The sequence below is a fragment of the Mesorhizobium sp. L-8-10 genome (assembly GCF_016756635.1).
Lineage (GTDB): Bacteria > Pseudomonadota > Alphaproteobacteria > Rhizobiales > Rhizobiaceae.
Genome location: NZ_AP023263.1, coordinates 4,071,512 through 4,092,785, shown reverse-complemented (window position 1 = coordinate 4,092,785; position 21,274 = coordinate 4,071,512). Strand labels below are relative to the sequence as shown.

Sequence of the window (21,274 nt, the reverse complement as noted above, 5' to 3'; positions counted from 1 at the left end):
ACGTATTCTCAGGCGGCGACCGAGGGCAAGACGACGTCGAAAGCCTCGGAAGTATCTTCATAGTCGAGGCCTGCATCCTCGACGCGCTCGTCCTCGGCCAGTCCACGGTTGACCTCCTCGGCGGCGGACGCGCGCTTGCTCTGCCAGACCGCGACCCACTCCTCCTTCGGCCGCGGCACGTAGAATGGAAGGATATCTCGTAGCGCGCCCGAATCCACGTCGTCGCGCAGAGTGCGGAAATGCCTCGGGTCGCACGAGGAGAGGAGCGCGAGCAACTCGGCTCGGTCGGTTTCGGTCAAGCGATCGTACGCCCGCTGATACTCGTCAAACTCGGCGCGACCCGGACCGCTCTCGTACCAGTCGCGATTGAAAATTATGTCGTGCGGCATCGACAAGATGCGCTCGTAGTGGGCGAAAGTGTCGCCGAACGCGCGCTTGAAAAATTGGGGTTCGCCGCTGACGACGCCATGCGTCGCCTGTAATATGATCTGCATCGAGCGCAGTTGGAAACGCGTCCACCTCTCGCCGATGTGCCCACGGTCGGGCCGGTCGGTGGGCTGAAAGCGCATTGGGAATGACCAGATGCGGACGCCTAGCTCTTCGTTCAGCGCAACGTTGAGGCGCATCCGCTCGAATAGGTCCTCCGGACCGTCATGGAAGTTGTAGAGCATATAGTTCGAGAGCTCGTAGAGCCCAAACTCGTGCGCGTACCTAACCGCCTGCTCGTACGGCTTGCGGAGGCCGAGGTGGTCGAAGGCGATGCGGAGTGGCCTGAGCGCAATCGAGGAGAGCTCGCGCAGATACATCGGATCCTTGCACAGGATTCTAGCGTCGACGCCCTGGTTGAAGTCGACGCGTCGCTGCACGGGCACCCGCTGCCCGGGGCGAAGAAGCTTTGCGCCTGGGGTGAAACCCAAGTCGCGAATCTCCGCTATGATCTCCTTGAAACGCAGCGAGGCGACCACGTTGTTGTCCATGAGGATCAGATCCTTGCGGGGACCGTAGAGCTCGTCGATCGCTTGGACGACGTCGGTGAGTGAGTCGGTATCGCGCTGCATTCCCTCGAGCTTGGGCACACCGCAGAAGTGGCACTTCCGAATGCAGCCGCGCGAGGTGTATGCGAAGTAGGCATCACGAACGGGGTAGCGGTAGTCGACTTGGTCAAGGATCGAGTAGTCGGGGATCAGGTCCTCGATAGGCCTGCCCAAGACGTCGTCTGAATAGAGCTCTTCGGCGAAGTCGTCGAGCTGTAGCGCCTTCGCCGGAGGCTCGGTCAGGAGCCCCTTGATGAAGCGGATGCCATGCCAGCGCCGCTCGTCCAGGAACCGCTGATGCATCAGTGAGGCGGCAATACCTCCGACGAAAACCTTATCGGCCTGCCCGTTGGCTACTTGGAGCGCGAAGTCGATCGTCTCGGCGATCTTGGGATACTCGAACGAGAACAGGGTCGTGACGTAGATGCGGTCCCACGCCTCGTTCATCACAGACTGGTCGCGCCCCTTGATGAAGCGCACACGGTCTCGCTTGCCGCGAGGGCCGTGATACTGCGCGATCTTCATAAGTCCGAGCGGCGGATACTTGTTCTTGTAGTCCGGCTCCACGAGCAGGATGTTGCGATCAGCCATGGGCCACCTTCAGGTGAGGACGCCGCCGGAGCTGGCGCAGGATGTCGGCGGCTCGGCGGGCACCACCTTCGCCGCCGAGCCCAGCGAGCGGGCCATCGCTGCTCCAGTCAAATGCGAGATCGCCCATGATCGACGCGAAGTAGGCAGCATCACAGCGCGCCCCTGCCGGCGCCTCGAGCACCGCGTCGGCGGCGACTTCGGTCAGCGCGTAGACGCCGATACCTTTCGTGACAAGGCTCTTGCGCGGCTTCGAGAACGCCTCAGGCATGACGAGCGCCACAGCACACCAGAAGTCATGGGCAACGCGGGCAACTTCTTCGGCGGAACGCGGCCGAAGGCGCCTAAAGAGGATGCGACATGCCTTCTGCATCGTACGCAGCGAGGCGCGACGCTCGAGTCCAGAGACTTGGCTGCCGCCAAGGTCGAGCCGATTGTACCATGGCGAGGTCGGCTCGTTCTTGAGATGCAGCGCCACCAGGAGCTCGGGACGCTCGCTAGCCAGATCGGCGCAAAGCTGCGCATCATGGAAGTCGAGCAGGCTATTGGAGAGTCCCTTCGCCTTCCCGTTGATGATGCCGAAGATCTCCATCTCCTCGCGCTCGGAGAGTCCGATGAATGCCATGAAGGGCAGCTGAACATCGAGATCGGACAAGTGGCCGAGACGGTGCTGGCAATCAACCTGCGCCAGCGGTCGCGCCCTAAGACTTAGGTGTAACGTTGCCGCACCATCACGACCCTCAAGCCGCCAGCCGTCGCGGTCGTGGCCGCGGAGGTTGAAGGTGAGCGGGATCGTGGAACTGCCAGGCTCCTGAACGTAGCGCCTGAAGTCGAGGCTGTGCCGGGAGTTGAGTCGGCGCTGGTAGCCCCGCCCAGAGGCCTCGTCGAGAACGTCAGCAAAGCTGCACGCGTGCAGCACACGCGCGGAGGCAAAACCTAGCAACACAGGCCTGTCGAGCGATCGTCCGCGAATGCACGGCAGCGTCGTCATGTGATTCATCAGCACTCCCATGCTGCCGAATCTGCAGCGTAGGAATGCAAATAGCAATAATTTGGTCTGCTGTCGATCCCACTTGGCGCTCGGTTCGTCGCATTTGCTGTCAGTCGATCTCGAGCTTCTTCTTTTCTACCAACTCCTTAAGTTTCTTAGATTTCTTCTCAATTTCCTTCAGCTCGTACTGTATGCCGTCGCGGATTACCTTAGGCGCCTCGAGTATGTCGTCCTCGGTCGTGCTCTCGACAAGCCACTTGCGAAAACGCCTCAGACGATTGAGAGCATGATGCTCGCCGCCGGCGGTCACGGCGTGCTCATGCGCCTCTGCGAAGTCGTACTGGCCGGTCATGTAACGTCTGAGTATCTTGGGCTGGCCCGAGCAGATGACCGGCAGCTTGTCCCGCAGGTCCATAGCCTTGCCCATGCGTCCAGACTGGATTTCGCCGACGATGAACTGGTCAAATCCAGCGACCTCCTCGCGGGCCTTCTTGATTTTACGAGACTTAAGAAATTCGTCGTAATAGCTCCAGTGCGCCGGGTCCTGATCCCCGCTCTCGATCATGAACTCGTAGACTGCGATAAGGTGCTTCGCCTCCTCGCGGGTGATGCCCAGCTCTGGCGCAGCGACCTGCAGGTCGATGTTTTGCTGATTGAAGCGCCGATAGATGAAGCCGGCCTTCTCGTAGGGCGCCCAGTCCTTCTTCCCTTTCACGTGGTACTGGGCGAGCAGCGCGAAGACGAGATGCTCCTCGATGTCGTCGGGAAGAAGCATGCAGGTCGCCTTCGCCCATTTGATCGGGTCCTCCGTCGCAAGATGGCGATACGCCGCGAGACGACTGTTCCCCTCAAGTACGACCATGTCACCCAGTCGCACGATTAGCGGGTCGATAAGGCCACCGTTGGAGCGGATGTCTTGCACGAGCTGTCGGACATGCTCCAGACCCTGCAGACGCTCAAGGATTTCAGTCTGCGACGGCTTCTTGCCGTCGGCGTAAACGATCGAGTAGATGCGAGGGTTCTCGGGATAGAAGTTCAACTCCTTCACCGGAATGTCGCGCGTGACGGTCGGCACTTCCTTCCCGCGCAATCGCATCATCCCAGCGTAGCCATCCGTTCTCATCAACACTATCCCCCCAATACCTGCTGCACGATCCGGCCGAAGTCATAATCAGCCGCGGACTCGTACTCCCATTGATCAACGTCGGATTGCACAAGCTGCGCGGCCAGCCGCTTTGCGCTAAGCAGCGCGTCGACCCAATCATCGATCGTGCCCTCACTGACGAGGTTCCAGACGTAACAGGTACGCTGCTGCGAGATGCGGTGAATACGGTCCTGCGCCTGCAAATAGTCGTCGAGACTGAACCCGCGGTCGTAGAATACGGCGTGGTTTGCTACGGTAAGTGTCAGGCCTTCCTTGGCCGAGCCTGGTGTAGCGATCAGAACACGGCACGAGGGGTCCGTTTTAAAGCGTCCGACTGCCTCGTTGCGGCCCTCAATGTCGACCTTACCATGAACCTTGACTGGCGAGTAACGCTCAAGTTGGCGCTCGAGCCAGTCGGCGTTATCTATGAAGTTCGTCCAGACGATAGCCTTACCATCGTCGGCGCTGGTCGCTTCAGCGAGCAGTTGATCGAGCACAGGAAGCTTGCCAGGTGTTTCTCCATATGACTCATCGATCAGCCGCGGATTAGAAGCGACCTGGACAAGTCGGAGGAGTCGCTTAAGGATAGATTCTGCGTCGTCCTCGATGAGACGGCCGCCTACCACCACTTCGGTGCGGAGCGACCGCGCAATCTCGTCGTAGATCTCGCGCTGGCGAGGTGCGAGCTCGACGGGCACGTTCTTGATGACCTTCTCAGGCAGCTCGATCCCCGCGCTCGCCTTTGTCTCGCGCACTGAGAATGGCGCTATCCGCCCAAACACGCCGCTGGCTGCTCGCTCGAACGATTTCCGCTTGCCATCGTCCGCCCAGAGGTCGTTCGTTAGGTCAAGGTCCGCCTTGAACGCCTCGAAATCCATGCCGAGGGCCCCTCCACGGTCGAGGAAGTAGATCTGAGACCAGATATCGTATGGCCGGTTAGCCACGGGCGTACCTGTCATGATGACCCGCCTGACGAATGATGGGCCAAGACGATGCAGCACCTTCGAAATTTCGGTTTCGGGATTCTTGATCTTGTGGGCCTCGTCGAGGATCACGCCCACGCGGCGGGTGCGCAGATAGAGCGCGAGCCGCCGCTCCTCGGTTTTCAGCACTTCGTAGTGCGCGAGGAGGACGGGAGAGGACGAATTTAGCGCAAAGAAGTTTGACGAGTGGTTCTGGTCAAGGATCAGGGGGCGAAGGTGCCAGTGGAGACGCATCTCCTCGGACCAGTTAGCGATCAGACCGCGTTTCGTAACGAACAGGATTGCGTCGACAACGTCCGCCTTCAACCATTCTAGCGCGAGATCGATGCCAATCTTGGTCTTGCCGAGCCCCTGTTCGTGGAAGAGCGCGGCGTACTCCATGCCCTTTACAGCCTCGACCGCCTGCAGCTGGTATGTGAATCCGCTGTGGACGGCCGCAAGATTCAGGCGCTCGTTTCGCCTCATACGGAGTCTGCCGTCAGACAAGCGTGACCACCTCCGTAGCCACCCCAGCATGCCGCTCCAACCGCAGGCGTGATAGCAGTTGGCGCCCGCGCGCCACTGATAGCGGCGGGACGCAGAGGTAAAACCAGCCCGATGGCTGAAGCGATAGATGGTCGAGAAACGCAACGATTTGCGCGTGCGACCTTGAGCGCTCAAGGTCTGGCGCCGTCTTTGCCTCGCCAAGGACCTCAAATGTAGCAGGCAGGTCGGACGCGAATAGGTCGGGACAGTACCCGTTGACGCGATGCGGCCTGTCCCTGCCGTAGCGATCGTGGTCCACTAACATCAACAATCCGCGCTCAGTCGCGTGGCGCTCGCGCACCTGTCGCTCGAGACGTTCAACGAGCCGGATATGGAGTGTTGATTCACCAGACACCTATTTGTCGAGTTCTGCGAGGAAAGTGGTTAGGGATTCCTGCGCATCGATCAGGTAGCGCAGCATGTCGTCATCGGGATCTGCTCGCAGCCGCTGTATTTCAGCCCAGGGAAGACTCTCGATCTTCTCGGTCAACACACGAGCTAGCTGCGCCACGCTCGCCTCCCGTAGCGTCGAGTTCACCTCGGGCTTCTCGAGCACGTCAAGCGCAGCCTTGAGCCCCTTCTTCACGAAGACCTCTCTTGCTTTCTTGTCGCCCAACACCCGAGGCAGCTGGCGGACGCCCGCAAGCCCCTTGATTCGCTCGTCCTTGATCCACTTCGCGAAATCGTCGAGCGTGAAACCGGACTTAAGGATGGCGGTCCGGACCTTGTTGCTCTGAAGCTCGACGAAGCCGCTGAATCTCTGCGTGAGGTAGGGCTCCTCAGGCTCGTGCAGTTTGCGGAAGTGGTTCTCCATGTCGGCGTAGGCATTGATCGAGCGCTGCACATCGCGCCGGTCACCACCGCACAAATCCACCAGGCGATCCAGCGGCATCATGTGCTTGTAGTGCAGCTCCCACTGGTACTTGGCCTTCGAGTAGGCGTCCCAGGCGCGAGGTCCTACCAAGTGGGCCTGCAGCCGTATCGCATCAACCTCGAAACCCTCAAGGTTCTCGTGGACAATGGCCGGGATGCGGGACCAGTCACCTTCCACGCCATTGCTCTTGAAGTCGCGATAGATCCATAGACGTGTGTTGCCTTCGATGCACACTAAGCGGCCGTCGGCAAGTCGGTTGACGATAATCGGCTGCATGATCCCCTTGTTCGCAAGGATCGAGTTACGCAGCTTCTCCGGCGAAGTCGCGCCCATGCCGTCCTCACTAGTGTCGGCCGCTACGTCCAAGGCCAACGCGACGCGGTCGTCTGTGAGTTCGCCCTCGTAGTCCTCTAGGAACCGCCGGATGCGCGGGTTTTCGCGGTCCAATTCAACCAGATTTACCGGCAGATTCTGTTGCTTACCTTCCATTTCGCTCCCCAGGCCTACACTAAAGTTAGCGTTCCCTTTCGATTAGACGAACGGTGGCCCGGCGAGATTGTAACTGTCAAGCGACGGCACGGTGCGGTGGCACGTCAAAAGCGTCGTGGACGCCTGCGTGTCGGCGCGATTGTGAAGGACAGGGCCCGGTGGACGGTTAGGTCGGCCAACAATTTCGCTAGACGCATGCGCTTGCCGGGACCCTCGGGTACAGCCCATAGGGGGTCACCTTCATTACACGCTAAGACTTGGCCGAAAGTGTCGCCGACATTTCTTGGCGACAGTTGCTCCGGCTGCATGTGCGGAAGATCCACAACATCGCGCGCTCTGACCACCTCGATCCCGTCAGGCCCATAGAGCCAGACGTACGACCATGGTGAAATCTCTAGCATCCCTTCGCATTGCCTCCGAAGATCATTCCTGTCCTTCGTAGGCCTTCCCAACGCCTTCCATTTTGATTGGACGAAGAACCCTTTTGAAAATCCATTTGTTTCGAGAACATTAACGCCGACGTACAGGTCGACACCCGTTTTGTGTTCCAGGGCGCCGGCACCTTTGTCGGGGAACTCTTGCGTGGTAATCGATACCCAATCCCCGAGAACGTCCAAGCCGTTCAACTGGCTGCGCTCTAACCCCTCGGCGAGACGAGACGTCAACTGGTGCTCTTGCGTCAGCGCTCCAAAGTGATCCTTTGACAATGCGTCAGCGGTACTTCGCAATGCGGCTGCGATCATGTCGCGTGCAAGCTTGTCCAACTCTGTCCCCCAACTCGTTGGTTAGGAGATATCCACTTACGGTTGCGGTCGGTCAAGTGTTGTAGCGACCGACTGGTCCTGTGGTTGAAGGAGTTGAAAAAGACGCATGTCAGCTATGCAGAAGTCAGTTCCAGTGGAAACGCTGGCTCAGAAGTCGACGATGGTAGATCGTTTTGACGTTCACCGCGTCCAGCCTAATGGTGATTCGAAACCAGAAAACACCTTCAGCTCACAGCTACTGCGCTCCGAACACGAATCCTTTTGGCCGATGCCCCCTACAACAACTGCCCCAAAAACTCCTGCACCTCGTGCCCCGGCTTGAACTGGCCGATGCGCTTGATCTCCCAGTGCAGGCGGATGCCTGAATTCTCCAGCACCCGCGCCCGCACGGTTTCGCCCAGGAATTCTAAGTCGTAGCCGGTGGCGTTGCCGGTGTTGATCATGAAGTTGCAGTGCATGGGCGACATCTGGGCGCCGCCGATCATCAGGCCGCGGCAGCCGGCCTTGTCGATCTCCTTCCAGGCCGAGCTGCCCTCGGGGTTCTTGAAGGTGGAGCCGCCGGTCTTTTCGCGGATGGGCTGCACCGTCTCGCGGTGGTGCTGCACGGCATCCATGGCCGCCTTGATCGCGTCCTTGTCTTCCCTGTAGCCCTCGAAGACCGCCGAGGTGAAGATGAGCCCGGCAGGCGCGGCCGTATGGCGGTAGGCGTAGCCCATGTCGGCATTGGAGAGGGTGTGGAGATTGCCCGTGCGGTCGAGCGCGCGCACCGCGACCACGCGCTCGCGCGTCTCGACGCCATTGGCGCCGGCATTCATGCGCAGGGCGCCGCCGATGCCGCCGGGAATGCCGTGGTAGAAATGGAAGCCGCCGATGCCGGCCTCGTGGGCGAGCGCGGCGACGCGCTTGTCGGGCGTCGCCGCCCCTGCCCTGATGCGGGTCTCGGAGATCGCCTCGGCCTCGCCGAAGCCTTTGGCCGAGAGGCGGATGACGAAGCCGGGAATGCCGCCCTCGCGCACCAGGAGGTTGGAGCCGATGCCGACCGTGGTGAGCGGGATCTCTTCCGGCACGGCGCGCAGGAAGGAAGCAAGATCCTCCTCGTCGGCCGGCTGGAACAGGACCTCGGCCCGGCCGCCGGCGCGGAACCAGGTGATCTTCTCCATCTCGGCATTGGGCGTGAGGCGGCCGCGGATGCCGGAGAGCTTGTCGCCCAGCCTTGCAAGAAGCTCTTCGCCGCGCGTCATGACTCGAGTTCCCTGGGGAGCGCATAGGCCCATTGGGTGATGTTGCCGGCGCCGAGGAAGACGACGAAATCGCCTGATTTGGCGAGGTTGCGGACGATCGGAGCGATCGCCGCGGGGCCTTCGAGATAACGCGCGTCGCGATGGCCGCCGGCGCGGATGCGCGCGACCAGCGCTTCGGAAGTGACGCCCTCGATCGGGTCCTCGCCGGCCGCATAGACCGGCGCGACCATGACGGTGTCGGCATCGTTGAAGCAGGCAGCGAAATCGCCGAAGAGATCGTTAAGGCGCGAGTAGCGGTGCGGCTGGGCAATGGCGATGACGCGGCCTTTGGCGGAATCGCGCGCCGCCTTCAGCACCGCCTTGATCTCGACGGGATGGTGGCCGTAGTCGTCGAAGATCTCGACGCCGTTCCAGGAGCCGGTGTGGGTGAAGCGCCGCTTGACGCCGCCGAAGGCGCCGAGACCCCGCTTGATCGCCTCGTCCGATATGCCGAGCTCATGGGCGACCGCGATCGCCGCCGTGGCGTTGGAGACGTTGTGGCGGCCGGGCATGGGGAGCCTGAGATCGCGGATCGCGGCCTGGGCGCCGGTCTTGCGGTCGCGGAAGACGACGTCGAACAGGGAGGCGGCGCCGTCGAAGCGGTGGTTCTCGAAACGCACATCGGCCTGGGCGTTCTCGCCATAGGTGATGACGCGGCGGTCCTCGATGCGCGACACAAGCGCCTGGACTTCCGGATGGTCGGTGCACATGACGCCGAAGCCGTAGAAGGGCACGTTCTCGACGAAATCGCGGAAGGCCTCGCGGACATTGTCGAAAGAGCCGTAGTGGTCGAGATGCTCGGGGTCGATATTGGTGACGACGGCGATATCGGCCGGCAGCTTGAGGAAGGTGCCGTCGCTCTCGTCGGCCTCCACCACCATCCATTCGCCGTCGCCCATGCGCGCATTGGTGCCATAGGCGTTGATGATGCCGCCATTGACGACGGTCGGGTCGAGGCCGCCGGCATCGAACAGGGTCGCCACCATGGAGGTGGTGGTGGTCTTGCCGTGGGTGCCGCCGATGGCGACGGCGTTGCGGAAGCGCATCAGTTCGGCCAGCATCTCGGCGCGGCGCACGACGGGCAGCAGCTTTTCGCGCGCGGCGGCGAGCTCGGGATTGGTCTTCCTGATGGCGGTCGAGACCACCACCACCTCGGCATCGCCGAGATTTTCGGGCCTGTGGCCGACGAAACATTCGATGCCCTTGTCGCGCAGGCGCTGGACATTGGCGCTCTCGGCCTGGTCGGAGCCCTGGACCTTATAGCCCAGATTGTGCAGCACCTCGGCGATACCGCTCATGCCGATGCCGCCGATGCCGATGAAGTGGACGAGGCCGATGGTCTGCGGCATCTTCATGTCCGCACCCCCTTCTTGAATTCTTCCATGGTCTGACCAGAGGCAATAGCCTCTGCGAGGTCGGCGAGCAACCGGGTCGCGCCCGGCTTGCCGGCCGAGCAGGCGGCGGCGGCCATGGTGGAGAGGCGCTCGGGTGCGGCCATCAGGCCGCCGATGAGGGCGGCGAGGCGTTCGGTGTCGAGGGTCGGCTGCTGATGCACTTCCGCGCCGCCAGCCGCGGCGAGGGTGGCGGCATTGGCGGCCTGATCGTGGTCGAGCGCATGGGGATAAGGCACGAGCAGCGCGGGGCGGCCGATGACGGCGATCTCGGAGACGGTCGAGGCGCCGGAGCGCGAGACGACGAGATGGGCGGCGGCGATGCGCTCGGCCATGTCGCGGAAGAAGGGGGAGATTTCGGCGCAGATGCCGAGTTCGGCATAGGCGTTGCGTACCTTGGCTTCGTCCTCGGAGCGGGCCTGCTGGGTGACGACCAGGCGGCGGCGGTCGGATTCGGGCAAGGCGGCGATGGCCGGCGGGATGGCGTCGGAGAAGAACTGGGCGCCCTGACTGCCGCCGAAGACGAGCAGGCGGAAGGGGTCGGTCGTTGCGGGGGCTGCGTAAGGGGTTTTGGAGGCTTCGATGACGGCGGGGCGGACGGGATTGCCGGTTACCACCGTCTTGGCGGCATAGGGGCCGGAGGCATCGGAGAGGAAGCCGCCGGCGATGGCTTTCACCTTGGCGGCGAGCGCCTTGTTGGCGCGGCCCATGACGGCGTTCTGCTCATGCAGCATGGAAGGCACGCCGCGGCGCGTGGCGGCGTAAAGCGGCGGCAGCGTCGGATAGCCGCCGAAGCCGATGACGGCGGCGGGTTTTATCCTGGCGATGAGGCCGGAGGCCTGGCGCACGCCGCGCCAGATGATCCAGAAGGCCTTGATGACGGCGATGGGGTTCTTCGCGCCGATGGTCGAGGAGGCGATCGGGTGGACGGCATCGGCCGGGAATGTGCCGGCGTAGCGGCCGGCGCGGTCGTCGGTGGCCAGATGCACCGACCAGCCGCGCGCGGCAAGCTCATGCGCCAGCGCCTCGGCCGGAAAGACATGGCCGCCGGTACCGCCGGCGGCGAGCAGGATGGTGCCCTTGGTCATCAGGGGGCCTTGGGGGTGCTGGTGGCTGGGAGGGTGGCGGGATGGGAGCGTGGGTTACCCCTCGAGCCTCGCTTCGCGAGGTTACCCCTCATCCGACCTCGCTTCGCGAGGCCACCTTCTCCCACAAGGGGAGAAGGGGGGAGCTTGGCATGTGCGGCTATGCAAGTCGCCGACGTCGACGATTGGCGGAAGCGCTGCTGCAGGCTCCCCCTTCTCCCCTTGTGGGAGAAGGTGGCCTCGCGAAGCGAGGTCGGATGAGGGGTACTTTCAGCCTCGGCCCTGCCCGTTATCCGTCCGCGCGGAGCGCAGCCACCACGGGTCCCCACCCGTCCTTCGGCCCCCACAAGGGGAGAAGGGGGAGCCAAGTTTCGGCGGCCTTGCAAATCGCAGACGTTGGTGATCTGCCGGGACGGCAATGCAAATCTCCCCCTTCTCCCCTTGTGGGAGAAGGTGGCCGCGCGAAGCGCGGTCGGATGAGGGGTAACCTGGATCAACGTCTGCAACCAGAAACACCCCTACTCCGCCGCCACGGCGCGGGCGGCGCGGCGGGCGAAGGCGAGCTGGGTGCGTTTTTCGGGGCGCTTGCGGGTGAGCGCGAGCACCATGCCCATGGCGATGGCGATGGCGATGAGGGAGGAGCCGCCATAGGAGATGAAGGGCAGCGTCATGCCCTTGGCCGGCATCAGCTGCAGGTTCACGCCCATGTTGATGACGGACTGGAAGCCGAAATTGACCACCAGGCCGGCGACCGCGTAGCGGGTGAAATCGTCATGTTCCTTCAACGCCGTGTTCAGCCCGCGCAGCACGACGAAGGCGAAGAGGCCCATGATGAGGAAGCAGAGCACGATGCCGAACTCCTCGCCGGCGACGGCGAAGACGAAGTCGGCATGGCTGTCGGGGATGATGCGCTTGACGGTGCCCTCGCCAGGGCCGACGCCGAACCAGCCGCCATTGATGACCGCCTCGCGGCCCATGTCGACCTGGAAAGTGTCGCCCTCGCCGGTGATGAAGCGGTCGATGCGGCCGGCGACATGCGGGAACATCGTATAGGCGGCGAAGCCGCCGGCCACACCCAGGCTGCCGAGCACGATGATCCAGAGCCAGGGCAGGCCGGCCATGAAGAACATGACGCCCCAGGTGCCGAGCACCAGCAGCGTCTGGCCGAAATCGGGCTGGGCGACGAGAAGGGCCAGCACCAGGCCGAGCAGGATCATGGCGAAGAGGTTGCCGGGGATGTCGGGCTGGCGCTGATGCTCGGCGAAGAGCCAGGCGCAGATGATGACGAAGGCGGGCTTCAGGAATTCCGAGGGCTGGACGGAGAGGCCGGCGATCGACACCCAGCGGCGGGCGCCCTTCACCTCGACGCCGATATAGAGCACGGCGACCATGAGGAGGAGCGATATGCCGAGCATGACGATGGCCAGCCGTCGGATCTGGCGGGCGTCGAGGAAGGAGACCGACAGCAGCGCGAAGAGCGCCGGGACCATGAAGACGATCTGGCGCGTGGCGAAATGGAAGCTGCCGAGGCCGATGCGCTCGGCCACCGCCGGGCTCGCGGCGAAGGAGAGCACGATGCCCAGCCCCATCAGCGACAGGAAGGCGGCGAGGAACCAGCGGTCGATCGTCCACCACCAGGTGGCGACCGGGCTGCGGTCGAGACGGCTAGCCTGCATGTGCCATGCTCCATGGGGCTGGGGTGGTGGATGAGGCTGCGGAAGGGTACCCCTCATCCGACCTCGCTTCGCGAGGCCACATTCTCCCACAAGGGGAGAAGGGAGAGCCGGCAGCGGCGTTGCGGCCAATCGTTGACGTCGGGTGATTGGCGGGGCCAGGAAAGAAGGGCTGCACGGTAGCTGCGGCAAGACGGCGACGCGAGAGACTTGCGGAGCCGTACCCCTCATCCGACCTCGCCCTAGCGGGCGAGGCCACCTTCTCCCACAAGGGGAGAAGGGAAGGCCCTGCAACAGCGCTTCGGCCACACACCGACGTCGGGTGATTGGCAGAGCCGGGAAAGAAGGGCTGCACGGTAGCCGCGGCAAGACGGCGACGCGAGAGACTTGCGGAGGCGCACCCCTCATCCGGCCTCGCCCTGGCGGGCGCGGCCACCTTCTCCCACAAGGGGAGAAGGGAACGCATTGCAGCAGCGTTTCCGCCAGTCGTCATCGTTGGTGACTTGCAGGACCGCCAAAGCCAGGCGCCTGCCTTCTCCCCTTGTGGGAGAAGGTGGCCGCGCGAAGCGCGGTCGGATGAGGGGTGCGTCTCCGCAATCGGCGACCGCGGCGATGCGGGGTAAGTGGCGGGACGCACTAGCCGGCTCCTCCGATGGGTTTGACCCCTTCGATAGCAAACACGGCTTGCCTGAAGGCTTCGCCGCGGATCTCGAAATTCTTGAACTGGTCGAAGCTGGCGCAGGCGGGGGAGAGCAGCACCACGGCTTCGCCGCTCTCGTCGAGGGCTGCCTCGCGGGCGGCGTGGTCGACCGCGGCGGCGAGCGTGCCGGAGATCTCGTAGGGCACCGCCTCGCCGAGCGTGGCGGAGAAGGCGGGCGCGGCTTCGCCGATCAGATAGGCCTTGGCGATGCGCGGGAAGAAGGAGCGCAGGGGCTCGATGCCGCCTTCCTTGGGCAGGCCGCCGGCGATCCAGTAGATGCGCGGGAAGCTCGACAAAGCCGGTGCGGCGGCATCGGCGTTGGTGGCCTTGGAATCGTTGACGAAGAGCACGTTGCCCTTGCGGCCGACCTGCTCCATGCGGTGCTCGAGGCCCGGGAAGCTTTCGAGCCCCGACTGGATCTCGCCGAGCTCCAGCCCGACCTTCAGGCAGGCCGCGACCGCGGCGAGCGCGTTCTGCGCATTGTGCTGGCCGCGCAGCGAGCCGATGCCTTCGAGGAAACCGATGCGCTCGTAGCGGCCGTGCACGGCCTCCATCAGATTGGTGCCGTCGGCGAAATAGCCGTCGGTCAGCGGCAGGCGCTTGGAGATGCGAACAACCTCCTTGCCGGCGCGTTCGAGCCGGTCGGCGATCTGCGCGCAATAGATGTCGTCGACGCCGACGATTGCCGCGTCGCTGCCGGCCACCAGCCGCTCCTTGATGGAAGCGTAGTGCTGCATGGTGCCGTGGCGGTCGAGATGGTCCGGCGTGAGGTTGAGCAGGATGCCGGCGGTCGGGTTGACCGAGGGCGAAAGTTCGATCTGGTAGGAGGAGCACTCCACCACATAGAAGCGGTCCGCCTCGGGCGGATCGAGCGTCATCACGGCGCGGCCGATATTGCCGCCCATCTGGGTGTCGCGGCCGGCGGAGCGCAGGATATGGGCGGCAAGCGCGGTGGTGGTGGACTTGCCGTTGGTGCCGGTGACGGCGATGAAGGGTGCGGCCGGCGCGCGCGCCATGCGCTCGCGGGCGAAAAGCTCGACATCCCCGATGATCTCGACGCCGGCACCGCGCGCGAGCTCGACCGTCCAGTGCGGCTTGGGATGGGTGAGCGGCACGCCCGGCGACAGAACGAAGGAGGCGAAACGGGACCAGTCGGCGCCGCGCAAATCGGCGACGCCGATGCCGGCATCGGCGGCCCTGGCCACACTTTCGGGATTGTCGTCCCAGGCGAGCACGTCGGCGCCGCCCTCCTTCAGCGCGAGCGCGGTGGCGATGCCCGAGCCGCCGAGCCCGAAGAGGGCGACCCGTCTTCCTTTCAGAGTCTCAGCCCACATTTCTCACACTCGATGTAGCCTGCGTTGCTCTTTCGGCGAGGGAGATACGGCGTCGGACGGCGACGAAGCGTATAGCGACATACGGTCGAGCCGTCCGACGCCGTAGATGCCCGCCGAAAGGCAACCCGAAGGGCCGGTTGAAGAAGCCGACAGGATGCGTCGCCGCGCTTGCGCGATGGCCCGCATCGCGTCTGCGCGCGGCTCCTGCCCCGTCGGCTTCTTGAACCGGCGCAGGCCACATCGAGTGTGAGAAATGCGGGCTATCCGGGATCATCCGCCCCTCAGCGCAGCTTGAGCGTGGACAGCCCGATCAGGGCGAGGATGACGGCCACGATCCAGAAGCGGATCACGACCTGGCTCTCCGTCCAGCCGAGTTTTTCGAAATGGTGATGGATCGGCGCCATGAGGAACACGCGCTTGCCGGTCATCTTGAAGACGGCCACCTGGATGATCACCGACAGCGCCTCCATCACGAACAGGCCGCCGACGATCGCCATGACGATCTCGTGCTTGGCGGCAACCGCGACGGTGCCGATCAACCCGCCGAGCGCCAGCGAACCCGTGTCGCCCATGAATATAGCGGCCGGCGGGGCGTTGAACCACAAAAAGCCGAGGCCGGCGCCGATGACGGCGCCGAGCACCACTGCAAGCTCGCCGGTGCCGGGAACGAAGTGGATCTGCAGATATTCGGCGAAGACCGCGTTGCCCGAGAGATAGGCGATGACGCCGAAGGAGGCCGCCGCGATCATGATCGGGACGATGGCGAGGCCGTCGAGGCCGTCGGTGAGGTTGACCGCATTGCCGGCCCCGACCACCACGAAGGCGGCGAAGGGCACGAAGAACCAGCCGAGATTGATCAGGAAATCCTTGAAGAAAGGAAAGGTGAGCGAGGAGGAGAAGGGCTCCTGGCCGGCCTGCATGATGGCCCAGGCGGCGATGCCGGCGATGACGAATTCGATGCCGAGCCGCGCCTTGCCCGACAGGCCGAGATGCGACTGCTTGGTGACCTTGAGATAGTCGTCATAGAGCCCGATCGCGCCGAAGCCGAGGGTGACGAGCAGCACCACCCAGACATATACGCTGGAGAGGTTCGTCCACAGGAGCGAGGAGCCGATGATGCCGGATAGAATCATCAGGCCGCCCATGGTGGGCGTGCCGGCCTTCTTGAAATGGGTCTGCGGGCCGTCGGCGCGGATCGGCTGGCCCTTGCCCTGGCGGATGCGCAGCGAATTGATGATGGCAGGCCCGAAGATGAAGACGATGAGCGCCGAGGTGATCAGCGCGCCGCCGGTGCGGAAGGTGATGTAGCGGAAGACGTTGAAGGCGGAGACATGGTCCGCGAAGGCGACGAGCAGCGTCAGCATATGGTGTTTGTCCCCTCGCGCGCGGTCATGCCGGCGTCGACTGCCCGGACGCGGCCGGGAATTTGGTGATGAGCGCATCGACCAGCTTCGAGAAGCCGATGCCCTTCGACGATTTGACCATGACCGTGTCGCCGGGCTTCAGCGCCTCGATCAGCACCGGCTTCAATTCCTCGGCCCCTGCCCGGTATTCGGCCCGGTATTTCTCCGGCAGGGCTCCGGCGAGCGCCTTCATCTCGGGTCCGGCGAGGAAGACCAGGTCGGTGCTGGTTTCGCCAAGCACGTCGGCCAGCGCGGTGTGCAGCTTCGCCGAATGGGCGCCGAGTTCCAGCATGTCGCCGAGGACCGCGATACGACGGCCCTCGCCCTGCACCGGGGTCGCGTCGAGCAGCGCGATCGCGGCGCGCATCGAGGCCGGATTGGCGTTGTAGCTCTCGTCGATGAGGACGATGTCGCCCTCGGGGTGGTGGAGCAGATGGCGCCGGCCGCGGCCGCTCTCGGCCTTCAGGTCGGCGAGCGCGGCGGTGATCGCCGCAAGGTCGGCGCCTGCCAGATACGAAGCGCCGAGCACGGCCAGCGCGTTCTGCACCATATGGCGGCCGGGCACGCCGACGGTTGCGGCCAGTTCCTCGGCGCCGATGCGCACCGATATGGTCGAGCTCTCCGCATGCAGCTTGCAGGCGAGCAGGCGGATATCGGCCCTGGCGTTCTCGCCGAAGCTTACGATCTTCTCGACGCCCCGGGCGCGGGCGAGCTTCGCCAGCAGCTTGAAGCGGCTGTCGTCGCGGTTGAGCAGCGCGACGCCGCCCGGTTCCAGCCCTTCGAAGATCTCGGCCTTGGCCTCGGCGATCTCGTCGAGGCCGGAGAAATGGCCGAGATGGGCGGCCGCGATCAGCGTGACGACGGCGATATCGGGCCGGACGAGCTTCGCCAGGGGCCGGATCTCGCCGGGATGGTTCATGCCGATCTCGAAGACCGCGTAATCGCAATCCTGCGGCAATCTTGCCAGCGTCAGCGGGACGCCCCAGTGGTTGTTGAAGGACTTGTCGGACGCATGCACCTTGCCGACGGCCGAGAGCACGTGGCGCAGCGCCTCCTTGGTGCTGGTCTTGCCGGCCGATCCGGTGACGGCGATGATCTTTGCCCGGGAGCGCTCGCGCGCTGCGGCACCCGTCTTTTCGAGCGCGGTGAGAACGTCGGGCACCACGATCATCGGCGCGGTCAGCCGGCCGAGCGCCGGCAGCTTTGCTTCGGCGACGACCAGCACGCCCGCGCCCGCCTTGACGGCGGCGGTGGCATAGTCGTGGCCGTCGAGCGTCTCGCCCTTGATGGCGAAGAAGGCGTCGCCCGGCTGCAAGGTGCGCGTATCGATGGAAATGCCGCCGATGCCTGCCGGCATCTGGCCGACCGGCCGGCCGCCGGTGGCGGCGAGAAAGGCCTGTCCGGTCCACAGATGGGTCACGATGCGCGCTCCCGAAGTGCTGCCCGCACCTCCTCATGATCGGAGAAGGGGAAGGTCTCGGCGCCGATCGTCTGGCCTTCCTCGTGGCCCTTGCCGGCGACGACGAGCGTGTCGCCCGCATGGAGCATGGCCACCGCCTTGCGGATCGCCTCGCGGCGGTCGGCGATCTCGACGGCGCCGGGGGCGGCGGCAAGGATCGCGGCGCGGATCTCGGCGGGAACCTCCGAGCGCGGATTGTCGTCGGTGACGATCGTCACGTCGGCGAGCCGGGTGGCGATCTCGCCCATGATCGGCCGCTTGCCGCGGTCGCGGTCGCCGCCGCAGCCGAAGACGACGACGACGCGGCCGGTGGTGAAGGGCCGCACGGCGGCAAGCACATTCTCCAGCGCGTCGGGCTTGTGCGCATAGTCGACATAGACCGGGGCGCCCTCTTCAGTGGTGCCGACCAGTTCCAGCCGACCCGAGGCGCCCTTCAGCTTCTCCAGTGCCGCCAGCGCCTTGCCCGTCTCCGTGCCGGTCGCGATGGCGAGGCCGGCCGCGACCAGCGCATTGGCGATCTGGAAATCGCCGGCGAGCGGCAGGTCGACCTCATGGATGACGCCGCCCGCCTCGACCTCGGCGCGCTGGCGGAAGCGCTCGTGCTCGACCCGCTTCAGCTGCAGGAAGTCGCCATGGCGGCCGACGGTGAGCACGTCGAGGCCGGCGGCGCGAGCCGCGGCAATCGTCGGGGCCGACCAGGGATCGTCGGCGAAGATAACGGCCGGCGCGCCCTTCGGCAGCAGCGCCTCGAACAGCCGGAGCTTGGCCTTGTGGTAGTGCTCGACCGTCGGATGATAGTCCATATGGTCGCGGCCGAGATTGGTGAAGGCGCCGGCGGCGAGCCTGACGCCGTCGAGGCGGTGCTGGTCGAGGCCGTGGCTGGAGGCTTCCATCACCGCATGGGTGACGCCGGCCTCGGCGAGTTCCTTCAAGAGCCTGTGGAGGCCGACCGGATCGGGCGTGGTGAGGGCGCCGTAATCGTTGCGGCCGGGCGCGATGACGCCTGTCGTGCCGATGCTGGCGGCGGCGTGCCCCGCCTGCTCCCAGACCTGCCTGACGAAGGAGGCGACCGAGGTCTTGCCGCTGGTGCCGGTGACGGCGACCATGGTTTCAGGCTGCCGGCCGAAGAAACGGGCGGCGGCGAGCGCCAGCGCCAGGCGCGGGTCGTCGACCTCGATGAGCGGAACGGAGGGCTTGTGGCGGACGGCGCCTTTCGCCGCCACGATCGCCGCGGCGCCGCGCCTTTCGGCATCTTCGGCGAAGCTCGCGCCGTCGGCCCTGGTGCCGGGAACGGCGACGAACAGCGTGCCCTTGCCGACCTCGCGGGAGTCCGACGAAACGCCAGTGATCTCTATGCCGCCGGCGGCGCCTCCGTCAGCAGGCAGTATACCGGCAAATTGGTGTAGTTCCATCGAGTTCCAGTCGTCTAGCCAGGGGCAGCCCCGCCGCGCGCCTTGCGGGAATCACTCAGTACGAAACGAGCAACGGCTTACTTTCTTGGCCAAATTCAGGCTTCACGCCAAGCATCGGCGCAGAGCGGCGAATAATATTGGCAACGATCGGCGCGGCATTCATGCCTGCCGTGGCCGGCATTCCGGGCTTCTCCGGCTTCGGTTCGTCGATGACGCTGAGCACGATATATTGCGGATCGTCCATCGGGAACGCGGCGACAAAGGCGTTGAAGCGGACCGTCGACGAATAGCGGCCATTCACAACCTTTTCCGCGGTACCCGTCTTACCCCCGACGCGATAGCCCGGCACGGTTGCGCGCTTGCCGGAGCCGCCAGGAGCCGTCGCGTTCAGCAGATAGAGATACCGCATGTCCGCCGACGTCTTGTCATCCACCACCTTGGTCGCGCCGGCTATTGCCTCTTCGGCCGTCCTTGGCAGGAAAGTCGGATTCATCAGGTAGCCGCCGTTCATCAGTGCGGCCGCACCGACGGCGGTCTGCATCGGCGTGGTCGAGAAACCATGTCCGAACGCCGCCGTGATCGAATGCACCTTCTTCCAGACCTTGGGCTCCGTCGGCTTCGCAACCTCCGGCAGTTCGGTCTTCATGCGGTCAAGCAAACCCATGCGGTGCAGGAATTCCCGATGCCCCTCGATGCCGACGACGTCGGCCTCGCGCGCCGATCCGATGTTGGAGGAATAGATGAACACCTCGGGCACGGTGAGCACCCTGCCCTTGCCGTGGAAGTCGCGGATCGTCTGGCGGCCGATGGTGATGGGCCGCGTCGCGTCGAAGCGGCTTTCGAGCGTGACCTTGCCGGAATCGAGCGCCATGGCGGTGGTGAAGCTCTTGATGGTCGAGCCCATCTCGTAGAGGCCGGCCGACATGCGGTTCAGGCGATCCTTCTCATGGGCGTTGTAGGGGTTGTTGGGGTCGTAGTCCGGCACCGAGGCCATGGCCACGACTTCACCGGTCTTGACGTTAAGGACCACCGCACCGGCCGCGATCGAATGGTATTTCTCCATGGCGCGGCTGACCTCGTCATGGACGATATGCTGCACGCGGATGTCGACCGACAGCTTCACCGGCTGCAGGTCCGACGCAACCGCGAGGCCGGAAGCCTGGAGGTCGGCCAGGCCCTGGTCGTCGATATATTTCTCCAGGCCGGAAATGCCCTGGTTGTCGATATTGGTGAGGCCGAGGATGTGCGAGGCGGTGGCGCCGCCCGGATAGAAGCGGCGCTTCTCTGTGCGGAAGCCGATGCCGGGGATGCCGAGCTGCATGATATCGTTCTGCTGCTTCGGCGTGAGCTGGCGCTTCAGCCAGACGAAGCCGGTGCCGCTCTTCAGCTTGTGATAGGTCTGCTCGACCTCGATGTCGGGCAGCACGGTCGACAGCTTCTCGATCACCTCGTCGGCATCGACGATGCGGCGCGGCTCGGCGAAGAGCGAGGCTGTCTTGATGTCGGTGGCCAGCACCTCGCCGTTGCGGTCGACGATGTCGGGCCGCGAGGCGGTGACGCGCGAGCCAGGGCCGCCGCTACCCTCGGGATCCTGCAGGCCGAGATAGACCAGCCTGCCGCCGATGGCGCCGTAGAGCGAGAAGAACACGGCCATGGTCATCAGCACGCGGTTGCGCGTGCGCCCGCCGGTCGCCTTGCGGGCGCCTTCGACCACGATCGAGGCGGACTTGTCCTCGCTAACCGCAGACCCCCGTTTCCAAGGCATCAGTTTCATTGGACGATGCCTCCGGTGACGGTGCGGTCCTGGCCGCTGTCGGCCATGCCGCCGAGACGCTGGCTGGACAGGTCCTCGATCTCCACCGGCTTGGCCGGCAGGTCTTCCAGCCCGACGATCTGATGCGCTTCGACCGGCTGCAAGGCGAGTTCGCCCTGGTAGAGCTCGGACAGCCGCTGCAGGCGAGCGGGCTGGGTGAGCAGGCTCCAGTCGGCCTTGAGCAGGTCGATCGTGTCCTCCTCATAGCGGATCTGCCGCTCGAGGCGTTTCACCTCCGACAGCCAGCTCTCGGCCTGATGCTTGGTGTTGTAGGTGAAGGCCGCGGCCGAGACCATAACGGCGATGAGCACGATGTCGCTGGTGCGGAACAT

The 21,274-nt window shown here is 64.5% G+C and carries 16 protein-coding genes; all 16 read right to left on the bottom strand.

The window, feature by feature from the left end; all coding sequences use genetic code 11:
- Nucleotides 1-8: 8 nt before the first annotated feature.
- Nucleotides 9-1,625, bottom strand: coding sequence for a radical SAM protein (locus JN280_RS18840; protein WP_202314252.1), 1,617 nt, complete (start codon nucleotides 1,623-1,625; stop codon nucleotides 9-11).
- A complete protein-coding gene (locus JN280_RS18835) occupies nucleotides 1,618-2,622 on the bottom strand; it encodes a DGQHR domain-containing protein (RefSeq protein ID WP_202314251.1) in 1,005 nt (334 codons plus the stop codon). The genes JN280_RS18840 and JN280_RS18835 overlap by 8 nt, the downstream gene beginning before the upstream one ends.
- Before the next feature lie 100 nt (nucleotides 2,623-2,722).
- Nucleotides 2,723-3,736 (bottom strand): ParB N-terminal domain-containing protein, encoded by a 1,014-nt coding sequence (locus JN280_RS18830; protein WP_202314249.1) that lies wholly within the window; start codon nucleotides 3,734-3,736, stop codon nucleotides 2,723-2,725.
- A gap of 5 nt (nucleotides 3,737-3,741) precedes the next feature.
- The gene (locus JN280_RS18825) at nucleotides 3,742-5,226 is read right to left on the bottom strand and encodes a DEAD/DEAH box helicase (RefSeq protein WP_244743415.1); all 1,485 of its coding nucleotides are present in this window, start codon (nucleotides 5,224-5,226) and stop codon (nucleotides 3,742-3,744) included.
- Between the two features lie 394 nt (nucleotides 5,227-5,620).
- Nucleotides 5,621-6,628, bottom strand: a complete 1,008-nt coding sequence (locus tag JN280_RS18820; RefSeq protein ID WP_202314247.1) for a ParB N-terminal domain-containing protein — start codon at nucleotides 6,626-6,628, stop codon at nucleotides 5,621-5,623.
- A 104-nt stretch (nucleotides 6,629-6,732) separates the two neighbouring features.
- Nucleotides 6,733-7,392, bottom strand: a complete 660-nt coding sequence (locus JN280_RS18815) for a hypothetical protein (RefSeq protein WP_202314245.1) — start codon at nucleotides 7,390-7,392, stop codon at nucleotides 6,733-6,735.
- 275 nt (nucleotides 7,393-7,667) lie between these two features.
- Nucleotides 7,668-8,633 carry a UDP-N-acetylmuramate dehydrogenase gene (gene murB, locus JN280_RS18810; protein ID WP_202314243.1) on the bottom strand — a complete coding sequence of 322 codons (966 nt, stop codon included), beginning with the start codon at nucleotides 8,631-8,633 and terminating at the stop codon, nucleotides 7,668-7,670.
- On the bottom strand, nucleotides 8,630-10,027 hold the full coding sequence (gene murC / locus JN280_RS18805) for a UDP-N-acetylmuramate--L-alanine ligase (RefSeq protein WP_202314241.1): 1,398 nt from the start codon (nucleotides 10,025-10,027) through the stop codon (nucleotides 8,630-8,632). The genes murB and murC overlap by 4 nt, the downstream gene beginning before the upstream one ends.
- Nucleotides 10,024-11,151 (bottom strand): undecaprenyldiphospho-muramoylpentapeptide beta-N-acetylglucosaminyltransferase, encoded by a 1,128-nt coding sequence (gene murG, locus JN280_RS18800; protein WP_202314239.1) that lies wholly within the window; start codon nucleotides 11,149-11,151, stop codon nucleotides 10,024-10,026. The genes murC and murG overlap by 4 nt, the downstream gene beginning before the upstream one ends.
- A gap of 515 nt (nucleotides 11,152-11,666) precedes the next feature.
- Nucleotides 11,667-12,824 (bottom strand): putative lipid II flippase FtsW, encoded by a 1,158-nt coding sequence (ftsW, locus tag JN280_RS18795; protein WP_202314237.1) that lies wholly within the window; start codon nucleotides 12,822-12,824, stop codon nucleotides 11,667-11,669.
- A gap of 633 nt (nucleotides 12,825-13,457) precedes the next feature.
- On the bottom strand, nucleotides 13,458-14,855 hold the full coding sequence (gene murD / locus JN280_RS18790; RefSeq protein ID WP_202314234.1) for a UDP-N-acetylmuramoyl-L-alanine--D-glutamate ligase: 1,398 nt from the start codon (nucleotides 14,853-14,855) through the stop codon (nucleotides 13,458-13,460).
- 281 nt (nucleotides 14,856-15,136) lie between these two features.
- Nucleotides 15,137-16,219: a phospho-N-acetylmuramoyl-pentapeptide-transferase gene (gene mraY / locus JN280_RS18785; RefSeq protein WP_202314232.1), complete on the bottom strand. Its 1,083-nt coding sequence runs from the start codon at nucleotides 16,217-16,219 to the stop codon at nucleotides 15,137-15,139.
- A 25-nt stretch (nucleotides 16,220-16,244) separates the two neighbouring features.
- Nucleotides 16,245-17,678 (bottom strand): UDP-N-acetylmuramoylalanyl-D-glutamyl-2,6-diaminopimelate--D-alanyl-D-alanine ligase, encoded by a 1,434-nt coding sequence (locus JN280_RS18780; protein WP_202314230.1) that lies wholly within the window; start codon nucleotides 17,676-17,678, stop codon nucleotides 16,245-16,247.
- On the bottom strand, nucleotides 17,675-19,129 hold the full coding sequence (locus JN280_RS18775) for a UDP-N-acetylmuramoyl-L-alanyl-D-glutamate--2,6-diaminopimelate ligase (protein WP_202314228.1): 1,455 nt from the start codon (nucleotides 19,127-19,129) through the stop codon (nucleotides 17,675-17,677). The genes JN280_RS18780 and JN280_RS18775 overlap by 4 nt, the downstream gene beginning before the upstream one ends.
- 55 nt (nucleotides 19,130-19,184) lie before the next feature.
- Nucleotides 19,185-20,903: a peptidoglycan D,D-transpeptidase FtsI family protein gene (locus JN280_RS18770; RefSeq protein WP_244743413.1), complete on the bottom strand. Its 1,719-nt coding sequence runs from the start codon at nucleotides 20,901-20,903 to the stop codon at nucleotides 19,185-19,187.
- On the bottom strand, nucleotides 20,900-21,274 hold the full coding sequence (ftsL, locus tag JN280_RS18765) for a cell division protein FtsL (protein ID WP_202314226.1): 375 nt from the start codon (nucleotides 21,272-21,274) through the stop codon (nucleotides 20,900-20,902). Before ftsL ends, JN280_RS18770 begins: the two co-directional genes overlap by 4 nt.

Excerpts from the sequence above, each read along its gene's own strand:
- JN280_RS18840 (WP_202314252.1), bottom strand. The coding sequence starts at position 1,625 with ATGGCTGATCGCAACATCCTGCTCGTGGAGCCGGACTACAAGAACAAG.
- JN280_RS18835 (WP_202314251.1), bottom strand. The coding sequence starts at position 2,622 with ATGAATCACATGACGACGCTGCCGTGCATTCGCGGACGATCGCTCGAC.
- JN280_RS18830 (WP_202314249.1), bottom strand. The coding sequence starts at position 3,736 with ATGAGAACGGATGGCTACGCTGGGATGATGCGATTGCGCGGGAAGGAA.
- JN280_RS18820 (WP_202314247.1), bottom strand. The coding sequence starts at position 6,628 with ATGGAAGGTAAGCAACAGAATCTGCCGGTAAATCTGGTTGAATTGGAC.
- murB (WP_202314243.1), bottom strand. The coding sequence starts at position 8,633 with ATGACGCGCGGCGAAGAGCTTCTTGCAAGGCTGGGCGACAAGCTCTCC.
- murC (WP_202314241.1), bottom strand. The coding sequence starts at position 10,027 with ATGAAGATGCCGCAGACCATCGGCCTCGTCCACTTCATCGGCATCGGC.
- murG (WP_202314239.1), bottom strand. The coding sequence starts at position 11,151 with ATGACCAAGGGCACCATCCTGCTCGCCGCCGGCGGTACCGGCGGCCAT.
- ftsW (WP_202314237.1), bottom strand. The coding sequence starts at position 12,824 with ATGCAGGCTAGCCGTCTCGACCGCAGCCCGGTCGCCACCTGGTGGTGG.
- murD (WP_202314234.1), bottom strand. The coding sequence starts at position 14,855 with ATGTGGGCTGAGACTCTGAAAGGAAGACGGGTCGCCCTCTTCGGGCTC.
- mraY (WP_202314232.1), bottom strand. The coding sequence starts at position 16,219 with ATGCTGACGCTGCTCGTCGCCTTCGCGGACCATGTCTCCGCCTTCAAC.
- JN280_RS18775 (WP_202314228.1), bottom strand. The coding sequence starts at position 19,129 with ATGGAACTACACCAATTTGCCGGTATACTGCCTGCTGACGGAGGCGCC.
- JN280_RS18770 (WP_244743413.1), bottom strand. The coding sequence starts at position 20,903 with ATGAAACTGATGCCTTGGAAACGGGGGTCTGCGGTTAGCGAGGACAAG.
- ftsL (WP_202314226.1), bottom strand. The coding sequence starts at position 21,274 with ATGTTCCGCACCAGCGACATCGTGCTCATCGCCGTTATGGTCTCGGCC.